Annotated in this window: 10 protein-coding genes; 6 read left to right on the top strand and 4 right to left on the bottom strand. The window is 47.5% G+C overall.

The genetic code is table 11. From position 1 onward, the window contains the following. Positions 1 to 222: 222 nt before the first annotated feature. Positions 223 to 750, bottom strand: a complete 528-nt coding sequence (locus QUB70_RS21190) for an orange carotenoid protein N-terminal domain-containing protein (protein ID WP_332983246.1) — start codon at positions 748 to 750, stop codon at positions 223 to 225. A gap of 315 nt (positions 751 to 1,065) precedes the next feature. On the opposite strand from QUB70_RS21190, the gene QUB70_RS21185 reads away from it, so the two are divergent. Then, entirely contained in the window at positions 1,066 to 1,431 is a 366-nt protein-coding gene (locus QUB70_RS21185) for a hypothetical protein (RefSeq protein ID WP_332983244.1), read from the top strand. A 317-nt stretch (positions 1,432 to 1,748) separates the two neighbouring features. Here QUB70_RS21185 and QUB70_RS21180 read toward each other — a convergent pair whose 3' ends face one another. Beyond that, positions 1,749 to 2,927, bottom strand: a complete 1,179-nt coding sequence (locus QUB70_RS21180; protein WP_332983243.1) for a glycerate kinase — start codon at positions 2,925 to 2,927, stop codon at positions 1,749 to 1,751. A 198-nt stretch (positions 2,928 to 3,125) separates the two neighbouring features. Continuing rightward, positions 3,126 to 3,458: a DUF565 domain-containing protein gene (locus QUB70_RS21175; protein WP_332983242.1), complete on the bottom strand. Its 333-nt coding sequence runs from the start codon at positions 3,456 to 3,458 to the stop codon at positions 3,126 to 3,128. A gap of 593 nt (positions 3,459 to 4,051) precedes the next feature. On the opposite strand from QUB70_RS21175, the gene QUB70_RS21170 reads away from it, so the two are divergent. From QUB70_RS21170 to QUB70_RS21160, 3 genes are all read left to right on the top strand, one after another. Further along, positions 4,052 to 4,630 (top strand): hypothetical protein, encoded by a 579-nt coding sequence (locus tag QUB70_RS21170; RefSeq protein WP_332983240.1) that lies wholly within the window; start codon positions 4,052 to 4,054, stop codon positions 4,628 to 4,630. A gap of 312 nt (positions 4,631 to 4,942) precedes the next feature. Beyond that, positions 4,943 to 6,937, top strand: coding sequence for an ArnT family glycosyltransferase (locus QUB70_RS21165; protein ID WP_332983239.1), 1,995 nt, complete (start codon positions 4,943 to 4,945; stop codon positions 6,935 to 6,937). A gap of 103 nt (positions 6,938 to 7,040) precedes the next feature. Continuing rightward, on the top strand, positions 7,041 to 7,286 hold the full coding sequence (locus QUB70_RS21160; protein ID WP_332983238.1) for a hypothetical protein: 246 nt from the start codon (positions 7,041 to 7,043) through the stop codon (positions 7,284 to 7,286). A 76-nt stretch (positions 7,287 to 7,362) separates the two neighbouring features. Here QUB70_RS21160 and QUB70_RS21155 read toward each other — a convergent pair whose 3' ends face one another. Next, on the bottom strand, positions 7,363 to 8,484 hold the full coding sequence (locus QUB70_RS21155) for a Fic family protein (protein WP_332983237.1): 1,122 nt from the start codon (positions 8,482 to 8,484) through the stop codon (positions 7,363 to 7,365). Positions 8,485 to 8,640: 156 nt separating this feature from the next. Between QUB70_RS21155 and QUB70_RS21150 the strand changes: the two genes are divergently transcribed. Both QUB70_RS21150 and QUB70_RS21145 read left to right on the top strand, forming a co-directional pair. After that, positions 8,641 to 8,778, top strand: a complete 138-nt coding sequence (locus QUB70_RS21150) for a hypothetical protein (protein WP_332983236.1) — start codon at positions 8,641 to 8,643, stop codon at positions 8,776 to 8,778. A gap of 4 nt (positions 8,779 to 8,782) precedes the next feature. Continuing rightward, on the top strand, positions 8,783 to 10,561 hold the full coding sequence (locus QUB70_RS21145; protein ID WP_332983235.1) for a serine/threonine protein kinase: 1,779 nt from the start codon (positions 8,783 to 8,785) through the stop codon (positions 10,559 to 10,561). Positions 10,562 to 10,614: the final 53 nt, after the last annotated feature.

Raw genomic sequence — 10,614 nt, 5'->3', positions numbered from 1 at the left:
AAGAAAAAATAACTCTTGTGGGATGGGCATCTTGCCCGTCCCATCAATAGATGAAAAGGATTTTTGCAAGAGGTCTAATGAATCGCCGTAGGGAAACGGCACTGCCGCGTCCTAATTTCTGGTAATATTAATTCCCCTGCTACCGGATTTGATATCAAACCACTTTTTGCGTAAGTCCTAACTTCAGTTAGTCTAGTAGCAGTTTCAACCACCACGTCCGATCTAAAGACTAGAAGTTTTCCCTACTTCGGCCTGAGTAGCAATTGGTTTAACATCGGTGTAGCCCATATTATTAGCTACGTCGCGCAGCACCGAAATTTGCTGTTCAAAATCAAGACCTTCAATTTGGCCCAACACGCCATTGACAGCCTCAGTTGTTTTATATCCTTCGGGGATATCGACAATTTTTTCCCCCATACCAATAGCCCAAGCATACCAAACCAGCAACTGATTGTTAGCAGTTAAAGCTCCGTAAGCGTGAGAATACGGCGTGTCGTCGCGATTGACAATACCTCGCATTATATTCAGTTGTTCGTCATCGGAAAGGTTGTAAAAATCATCGAGCAGCACGGGAGCTAATTCTGGTTCGGCGGCGGCGGGAGCGGCTGGTGTAATTGAGTCTCCCATTTTCTCATAAACAAAGTAGAGCAGTGCCAGTTTTTCATCTGTACCCAACCCGTTGATGGTCTGAAGGATGTTTTGAGTGTCGTTGGAGAGAGAGTGAGGATTGGTCGCGGCGGGTGAGTTCATAAAATTCCTTAAAAATGTTTCCCGAATATATAAATATCAACATTTGTAAGTGCAAGTCACCATCCCCCAGAGGTAATACGATTTTAGATTTTAGATTTTAGATTAAACAATGGGAATGGCTGAATATGTATGGGTTTGGATCTAGCCTAAAATTGCATTATTTTCTGAAACTCATGCAGTGTTGAGCCGCCACCCGAGAATAAATCATCCTTAAGATAGAAGCGATCGATACATCTGCGGGTAGATGAAAAAGCCCGGGATTTAAGTAAAGATCGATACAGTGAATTGTTAAATAAAACTTGCAAGGAGTCGGCTATGTCTGAAATAAATACAGAATCAAATAACATTGAAAGCTTTGACGCTCAGCAGATAACTGAAAGCGCGGAAGCTGGAGAACAAAAGTTGCCGACCGTTGATGTATCAGCAGACTACGAAGCTTCAAAAGAATTCAGCGTTAGTGAAATCGATCGCACGGGTGCCGGCGCCGAAGCTGCCGCCGCTGCAACTGCACCTAAATTTGCTATTCCCGCTCCTAAAGAGATCCCAATGCCGGCAGATTCAAGCAGCAATCCCAATGATTTTCGTTCGATGGCTCAGGAAATTAAGCCCGCAGGTACACCGGGCGATGTTACCGACGATTTGATCCAGAAAGCGATCGATCTTGGTACTCCCGGCAGTTAATTGATAAATTCTCCATCCTCAATGCAAAACCTCTGTATTGTAGGGTGCTGATGGCGCGCCTTACCCCAATAATTCGCGCGTCAAACCACTTTTTGCAGAAGTCCTGATTTCTCAATTGATATCATGTCCGATCGATTGACCATAATATCCCGGCCGGGCGGGTTTTTGAGATTGTCAATTATTGGCAGAGATTGTTGGTGAACCCGCCCCTACCTGATGAAGGGTAATCGACCGGACATGATATGAGTGCACGATAAGCTGCAATACGGTAGGGACACAACAATGTTGTGTCCTTAAAGCGTTAATTTTAACTTTCCCTAATCGTTTAATTTTAAGTCGATCGCCCGACAAATTTTGCCGATCGCGCGATCGCCCAAAATTTCAATTACTAAATCCACCCGATCGCCCTCGATCGTAGACTTAATAAATAACTCGGGATGCAGCGCTTTCCAGAAATATTCGACAAACCGATTAATTTCGGCCTCTGACATTCCCGACTTCCCCGCCGCCATCATTTCCCGTTCCGCCTGATTGCGCCACACTTGAGAAATGCGATAATCTTGGGGATACAAAACCATCAACCGATCTAATCGGTTCCACAGCGGCAGATAGTCGCGCAGCTTCGCATTCATATCGCGCGCAAACTGACAGTCGCCCTCTGTGGAAATCGGAAAGGGTGCACCCGCCAAAAAGTCGTTCAATTTGGTATCAACCACCGGATTCACGCCGACGAACCAACCTTCAAAAAGTACAATATCCGCACCGGAAATAATTTCGGGTTGGCTTCTATCTCCTGCACCTCCGCAGGCAGATTTGTCAAACCTGGGAATTTCTATATTTTTAATTATATCCGGTTTTAGGGCATCAGATTTGGGATTGTCAAATGCTGCTAATTCGCGAGTTTTAGAACGGCGCAAATTGTCTAAAACGGAGATTCCCAAGTCAATATCGTGAGTGCCGGGGGGGCCGCGCCAAATTAAACGCGGGTCGGCTTTTTGGAGTTGTTGGCGATCGGCATAAGTCTTGTAAAGATCGTCTAAAGAAAGGCTGACAGTAGAATATCCCAATTTTAAGAGAATCAGCCTCAAAACTTGGCATAAAGTAGTTTTTCCCGTTCCTTGCCCTCCTAAAATTCCTTGAATTAAAGGACGGTTTAAACTTTGTTTTTCCGCCGATAATTGCATTGCCAGCGGCAGCCAAAGCTTCCACAATGTTTCGAGAAAAACAGTTGACTTTAGCGGGAAAGTATGCAGTTCGTCAAGCAGAGAAAAGAATAAATCGGTTTTGCAGCGGACAACCTCGGCTACACTGTCAGGAGTAATGTTAAAAGCGCGGGATCGCACGTCATCCGCAAGTTCCCAAACAGCCAAGCGATCGAAGTCGGGAGCGATCCTCTTCGAGGGCTTCGCTAACGGGCGATCCTCTTCGAGGGCTTCGCTAACGCCAGCTTGCCACCGGTGTAAAATTTCAACAGGGTTTACAGTCGATCGATCCATCAGCTCAAAACTCTCTAGGCGGGGGCTGGTTTTGTATAAATAGTATCTGCAACTGACAAATACAGCAGATTCCACGTTTATGAAGTATACCGATCGATCCCAGTAGGGACACGGCGAAAGCCTTTGTCCCTACTACACACTTTATAAACCTGGAAGACGCGGTATTTCATCCTAAAGCCGCGCAGATTCAAAAAGTTTTTAAGATCCCAGTTTGAAAGCTTCCACAAATAAATTGTAAGTCAGGCCAATTTTCAGAGCATTGAGCACCTCCACCCAAAAATAACGTGCCGCAGGCTTCCTCCCACCGTAAACCAGCCGATTCACCAACTCCGTCAACAACACCAACAGCCCGGCCGCGATAATATCCCAATCAGCGGATTGTCCGGCGATCGTCGAAATAGCTGTTCCCAAAAAAGTGCCGAACAGCAGGCTAATTACCAGGATCGAAATCCGCCGCCAAGGATTGCTCAGCCAGCGTGCGAATTGCTCGCCGAGAACATCAATCAATCTGTTAATTCGGGTATTCTGCATAGAAGTTATACGATTTTAGATTTTAGATGAAAGAATTGGAAATGACTGATGGCGATCGGGGTTTGGATCTTGCCTAGAGTGGCATTCTTTTTTTAAACTGGTATTAAAAGTTATACTGATGAGTCAAAAAATGCCGCTTCAGATAAACTCCTAATCTTTGCCGGGGTTAGTAAGCTGTGTTGCATCTAGATTGCCTATGGTATTAGAGAGGGAGAGGGGGAGAAGGGGAGAGGGGGAGAGGATTTGACGATTGTTCGATCGGGACTCGAAATATACAATTTAAATGCACAACAGCTTATGCCACCATCTAAAATCTAAAATTTAACATCTAAGATGGTATTGAGCGATCGCCGGGTTATAGTCCAATACGGTTCAGTTAGTGCTAAAAAAACCGATCGTGCGTAGGTTGGGTTTCGTTCCTCAACCTAACCTTGTCGCTACAATTTTCCTTAACTCAACCGTATTGGGTTAGAGTCCTGAACGGTCAAGTAATTAAGTGTAGCTGTATCTTGTGGCACAGCAACCCCGGTTCTACATTAAAGATAGTTATGACTAATTACGGGTGTGCAGTGTATTCTTTAAGCATAAAACTTATGAAACTTAAAATTTACCAGATGGTAATTGGAGTGGCGATCGTCCTAATTACAGGAATGTTTCTAGGACGTTTTGAAATCACTATCTCCAACGGTTCAAATCGGTCGAGCGATTGGCCCTCACAAGCCACCGCACTCCCCCCCACACCCCCCCTTTCCCCAGTCGCCCCAGCTTCCGCAGACGCCGCCAGCGATCCCAAACCCGACTCAATACCAACCCCCCCAAAGTCAGAGGAGGAATTGCTTTCCTCAATCTCTGTAAATACTAAAGCCACCGGCAGTCTGCGCGTCAGCAACCGCAGCGAACACCCAGTGCGGGTGGCCCTGCTGTCGAAACGGCAAGCCGAGAAATCCTACAGCAAACCGGCGCACTGGGATTTTGCGCCCGGGGAAGGAGGCGACAAGGGACTGATGCTATCGCTGCCGGAGGGCAAGTTACAAGTCAAACGGGGAGACATTCTGGTGGTTTTTGCTCAGGATGGTTCTCGCCGCTACTGGGGGCCTTACGTCGCTGGGGAGACACCCTCGCCCGCTTGGAAAGGCACAGCCGGAGAATGGCAATTAATTTTGCAGCCTTGAACGCTTAGCAGCAGGTGCCGAGATTTTGGTCGATAAACCCGGTTGATACGGTTTTATTGAGAACGATACGCCTATGTGAGCTTAAACTCACATAGCCGCATCATTATAAAGAACAGGCAAGATGCCTGTTCCACAAAGAGTGAATTTTCTTGTGGGGTGGGCTTCCTGCCCGCCCATGAAAGCCTTGTTGAGAATGGTGCAACATCTCTGTTTAACCGCATTCGATCGAATTGGGAGTTTCGAGAATGCAAATCTTTCGGTAGACTCTCTAAGCGAGCTAAAATTTAAAATCTAAAATCGCAGGAAGTTTGGGTGAAGGAAGTTATTAAACGTTTGTCAGAGTTTAGGAATCGCCCGTTAGCGTTAGCGAAGCGATCCGAAGGAAAGCCCGCCCCTACGGGGGCTACGCCAACGAAGACGATCGCACCAAAGCTGCTGTCGCTGTTGTGGCTGTGCGCGATCGCCTCGGTGGCTTTTTTGTGGAATCTGGGCAACATCGGTTTAGTTGACGAAACCGAACCGCTGTTTGCCGAAGCCGCCCGTCAAATGACGGTGACAGGGGATTGGATCACTCCTTATTTCAACGGCGAAACCAGGTTTGACAAGCCGCCGTTGATTTACTGGCTGATGGCGGTGGCTTACCGCACTCTGGGCGTTAACGAATGGGCCGTGCGTCTTCCCTCGGCTTTGTGCGCGATCGGTCTAACTTGCCTCGGATTCTATACTCTATCGAAATCGAAGGAAGAAGGAAGAAGGAAGAAGGAAGAAGGGCACGACACGGATTCGGACACGGATACACGGATGAATGTAACTGTCTTTCCTCCCTCGCTCTCCCAGACTCCCACTCCCCCACTCTCCCCCTCTTCTAGTATTCCTATTTTTCTTTCTACTCCTTGGATTGGTGCGGCCCTAATAGCTTTAAATCCCCAAACTATTGCCTGGGGACGGACTGGCGTTTCAGATATGCTATTAGTCGGCTGTATGTGTTCGGCACTGCTGGCATTTTTCCTCGGTTACACCCTCGAAGAACAGAGAGAAAAAACAGCATTTTCTACCGTTTCCGCTGCCCGATTTCCTAATAAGTGGTATCTGACTTTTTACGTACTAATTGCCTTAGCAATTCTGGCTAAGGGGCCTGTGGGAATTGTCATCCCAGCGCTGATTGTTGGCAGCTTCGGGCTTTATTTGGGAAATTTTCGGCAACTTTGGTGCGAAATGCGTCCGGTGTCGGGAATCTCGATTATTCTGGCGATCGCCCTGCCTTGGTTTATTCTGGTTATTTTAGCCAACGGTGAAACTTATATTGACAGTTTTTTCGGCTATCACAATTTCCAGCGTTTTACTGGAGTAGTCAACAAGCACTCGGCACCTTGGTATTTTTACTTTTTTGTAGTGCTAGTTGGTTTTGCACCTTGGTCGATTTATTTGCCGGTGGCGATCGCCCGCACCCGTTTTTGGCAGCGCAGTTACTGGCGCCGTCAACCGCGATCGGCTCAGTTGAGTTTATTTGCCCTATTTTGGTTCGGCTGCATCTTTGGCTTTTTCACGATCGCCGTGACCAAATTGCCCAGTTATGTATTGCCTTTAATCCCCGCCGCTGCGATTTTGGTAACGCTGCTGTGGAGCGATATTATTGCAGGCAACGAACCAGAAAACAGGCGGGCAAAGTTAGAAAAAAAACCTAATTCTTTACCGCGAGGGCTGTTAGTTACATACATTTTCAATGTGATATTTTTATTAATTGTAGCCGGAGCAACTTTCTACTGCTACAACTGGCTGGGAGATGACCCGGCTATGCCCAATTTTCCCCAAGCAATTCAGCAGTCGGGATTGCTGATAGTCGGCGGTACAATTTGGATAATTACAGCGGTGGCGATCGGACTTTTACTTTGGAAGCGGCAACAGCGCTGGATTTTGGTTGCTAACTTCATCGGCTTAGTAGCATTTATCATTTTTGGTCTTACTCCCGCCTACAAAGTGGTCGATATCAACCGCCAGTTACCTCTGAGACAGTTAGCGCAGGTTGCGGTTCAACAAAAACTGCCGGGGGAAGAGTTTATTATGGTTGGTTTCTGGAAACCAAGTCTGGTTTTTTATACCGAAGAGCCGGTGACTTACTACCGAGCTGTCAATAAGGCTCTAGACTACATTCAGGAATCGAAAAGCCCAATTCTTCCCTCTATTTTGGTGCTGGGATATCCAGAAAAGTTTGTGCAATTAGGATTGCAGCCAAATCAATATCAATTGTTGGACAGTCGCGGCGCTTACCAACTCGCTAGGGTTCCGAGAAAGGCGTTTTTGAAGTAGTGTAGGGTGCTGCGGTTTGGGCGATCGAGCGTCAGACCAGGTATGATGTTGGAGCTTAGGTATAATCTACTTACTACCTAAAACTAGAAGCTAGGAGCCAACAATGGTTTCAATCCTTAAAAAGCCATCCTCGTTAATCCATGAGATTTGCATTGAAAAAGTCGATCGGTGGAAGTTGTTCAAATTTAGTGAATCGCTCCAACACCGCATGGAACTCTTGTTAGAGAAGAAGAAGGCAGATCGACTAATGGCAGAAGAGGCAGCGGAACTCGACGCCATTGGGGAATTAGATCGCATCTTTACCCACATCAACGCAATGATGGTGGGTGGCTCAGATGTCAATCATTGATTCAACGAGACAGGCGGTTCGAGAAAGAGCGAGGTATTTATGTAAATATTGTCATAGAGTTGGCCTAGATTTGTTGCTAAGAATCGCGGAAAACAGCTAGATATGGAGCATAAGAAAATGCTCGATTACGTTTTTGTCCAGTAGTTTCTTCCACAAGACCTATATCACTAAGAGCCTTAATTAAGGCGTTGGCATTGGGATATGACAAATTCGTAATTTTTTCAGCGTGTTCTACATTAAAAATTGGTCTAAAATAAAGGCTCTCAAGCAATGTGATTGCATTCCCTGATTTACGCGGCATTTTCTTGAGGACTAATTGGCGATGTTCTTCTTTTAAGTTGACTATTTTACGGGCAGTAGCCGCAGCTTCCTGAGCCACTTCGTAAACCCCACGCAGAAAAAATTTCAGCCACCCTTCCCAGTTACCACTTTCTCTGATAGCCTGAAGACGATCGTAGTATTCAGAGCGATATTTCATGAAATAGTGAGAGATATAAAGTAGTGGGCGTTGCAGTATATTTTGTTCGCACAACAGAAACGTGATTAATAATCGCCCTGTTCTTCCATTACCGTCTAGAAAAGGGTGAATTGTTTCAAACTGAGCATGAGCTAATCCAACTTTGATCAAGGTAGGTATAGGTTGTGGACTATGCAAAAATTTCTCCAAATTATCTAGTGATTGGAGCATTTCATGGGGTGGAGGAGGGACATAAGTGGCATCCTTTAACCCACATCCTCCTGCACCAATCCAATTCTGAGTGCGGCGAAACTCTCCTGGATCGCGCTCAGCACCTCTTACGCCTTGCATTAACAACTCTTTGTGAATTTCTCGAATTAATCGCAAAGATACAGGAAAACTCTTGAGCCGCTCAAGACCATAATTAATAGCAGCGATATAGTTTACAACCTCAGCTACCTCTTGAGGATTGTTCGGTTCTAAAGCCTGAGATTCAAATTTTAGGACATCTATCAAAGATGCTTGTGTGCCTTCAATTTGGCTCGAAAGAACTGCTTCTTTCCGAACATACATAAACACAAATAGATCGGGATTTGGTAGAGCATCCGTTGCTCCGTCTAGCCGCCCCAGCGCACGATCTGCCTGAGAGAGCAGATTCCACATTTCCTGATCCATAATAATTTCAGGTATGGGTGGCAGCGGATTAGGTATAAAGGCTTTGTAGCCTGCAATCTGTTCCACATATTGACCTGCTCTAGTCCCAATGACCATTGTTATCGGTTCCGTTAATACTGAATACTCTTCAATTCTATATTATCAAAACACACTTCTTTTCGTTAATAAGCACATTTTTGACAAACCTGGAGGAAAACTATGACCTACATCTAGGGGCTTAGAATGCAACCTAACACTACGGAGGTGCGAGCAATACCGATCAATACAATGATGCAATCCGGGCGATCGCCCTTTAGAGTGGTAAGTTCGCCCACCATACGTGCCATAATCAGCCATATTATCTGGTACGCGATCGCCTGAACCTATGGATGCGCTAATCGGCAAAACTTTACAGGGTGGAAAATATACCATCGAACAAGAACTGGGGCGGGGAGGCTTTGGGATTACCTTCCGGGCAAATCACCGCTACTTAGGACAGCCCGTAGTGATTAAAACCCTCAACGAATCTCTGCGCAGTCAGCCCAATTTTGCCGAGTTCGATCGCAAATTCCAAGACGAAGCGAGGCGATTGGCATCCTGCGTTCATCCGAATATAGTGCGTGTCAGCGACTTCTTTGTCGAAGACGGACAGCCATACATGGTAATGGACTACATTGCCGGTCAGAATTTGGCAGAGGTAGTCGGTGGAAACAATCCCCTCCCAGAAAATCTCGCAATTCTCTACATCACTCAAATTGGCGCTGCTTTAAAGGCGGTTCATCAAAAGGGTTTGCTGCACCGAGATATCAAGCCGCAAAACATTATTTTGCGCCAAGGTACTCAGGAAGTCGTGCTGATTGATTTTGGCATTGCCCGCGAGTTTACTCCAGGTGCAACCCAAAGTCACACTAATATGGTGTCCGACGGCTATGCACCGCCAGAACAGTATTTTGCCCAAGGAAAATATACGCCCGCAACAGATGTTTACGGTCTGGCGGCGACGCTTTACACTTTACTGACAGCACAGGTGCCGGTAGCTGCAATTTTACGCACCAGCCAGCCGATGCCTTCACCCCGCGACTTGCAGCCTCAGCTAAGTGCGGCTGTCAGTTCTGCGGTGATGCGAGGGATGACGGTAGAAGCTCAAAATCGCCCTGCTAGCGTGGATGAGTGGCTGTCCCTGCTGCATCAACAGGGCGGTGCTGCGTCGCCGGACACCGGGCCGACGGTGGCGGTGATTCCGGGACACGGGCCTCAGTCGCCGGCTGTTTCGAGAACTGCGCCTGCTGTGGTGTCTTCTGGGGGAGGAAACGGCAAGATTTGGTGGATTTTGGGGTTGGTGGCGATCGCACTTATTTTTGCAGGTTTTTTCGGTATTACTAGGGTTTTCCTCAACCGGCAGTCTTCGGAACCCGCACCGGTGGCCCAGGACGATCGCACTTCGACCCCCCCAGATCCAGACGCGCGATCGAGCTCCGCACCAATTCCCGCGCCGACACCAACCCCAGCGCCGACTCCCAGAGAAACTCCGCCGCCTGCTGCTGAAACTCCAGCGCCTGCTGCTGAAACTCCAGCGCCGACTGCTGAAACTCCAGCGCCGACTGCTGAAACTCCAACACCAGCGCCAACTCCAACACCAGCGCCAACTCCCGAGGCTGCCGAACCCACACCAACGGAAAAACTTGTTGACAAAGAGTTGCCGCCAGATCGATCGCCCGCACCCAGCCCCGAACAACCGGGAACCAATTATCAGAAGACTCCCACAATCCGTGGGTTTGCGGTTGGTACGCCGGAAAGTCAGATAGTAGCTGAATTGGGAGAACCGACTGACTCTCAAGCCCGGGGTTATTGGCCGAATACTCGCACCGCACTTTATGAAATATTGCCGAACCGAATTACTCTCGGCTACATTTACGATCGCGATTCCGGCCAGCTTGTGCAAACAGAGGGTTCTTTTGCCCAGTCTGTGGACGATTTGGTCGTGCGAACCGCGTTAAACGGGATGGTGGGCGGCGCCAACCGGGAGATTTTGCAGGGCTTGCGCAACGTGCAGCAGCGACGGACTAATCAGTTTACATTTAGGAAGGGTTCGCTTGAAGGGACGATCGAACGCAACGAGCGCGATCGGATTTACATCGGCGTCTGGGACGAAAATTTGCATTAAATTTGGCATGGCTGACATTTTTGACCACTGTCAATAAACCTGGGCGGGCTCTT

It is taken from the genome of Microcoleus sp. A003_D6, assembly GCF_036702825.1.
Classification (GTDB): Bacteria; Cyanobacteriota; Cyanobacteriia; order Cyanobacteriales; family Microcoleaceae; genus Microcoleus.
This window is presented reverse-complemented; position numbering and strand designations above follow the sequence as displayed.

Coding starts and splice junctions, on each gene's coding strand:
- QUB70_RS21145 (WP_332983235.1), top strand. CDS start 8,783: ATGGATGCGCTAATCGGCAAAACTTTACAGGGTGGAAAATATACCATC.
- QUB70_RS21160 (WP_332983238.1), top strand. CDS start 7,041: ATGGTTTCAATCCTTAAAAAGCCATCCTCGTTAATCCATGAGATTTGC.
- QUB70_RS21180 (WP_332983243.1), bottom strand. CDS start 2,927: ATGGATCGATCGACTGTAAACCCTGTTGAAATTTTACACCGGTGGCAA.
- QUB70_RS21190 (WP_332983246.1), bottom strand. CDS start 750: ATGAACTCACCCGCCGCGACCAATCCTCACTCTCTCTCCAACGACACT.
- QUB70_RS21175 (WP_332983242.1), bottom strand. CDS start 3,458: ATGCAGAATACCCGAATTAACAGATTGATTGATGTTCTCGGCGAGCAA.
- QUB70_RS21185 (WP_332983244.1), top strand. CDS start 1,066: ATGTCTGAAATAAATACAGAATCAAATAACATTGAAAGCTTTGACGCT.
- QUB70_RS21150 (WP_332983236.1), top strand. CDS start 8,641: ATGCAACCTAACACTACGGAGGTGCGAGCAATACCGATCAATACAATG.
- QUB70_RS21170 (WP_332983240.1), top strand. CDS start 4,052: ATGAAACTTAAAATTTACCAGATGGTAATTGGAGTGGCGATCGTCCTA.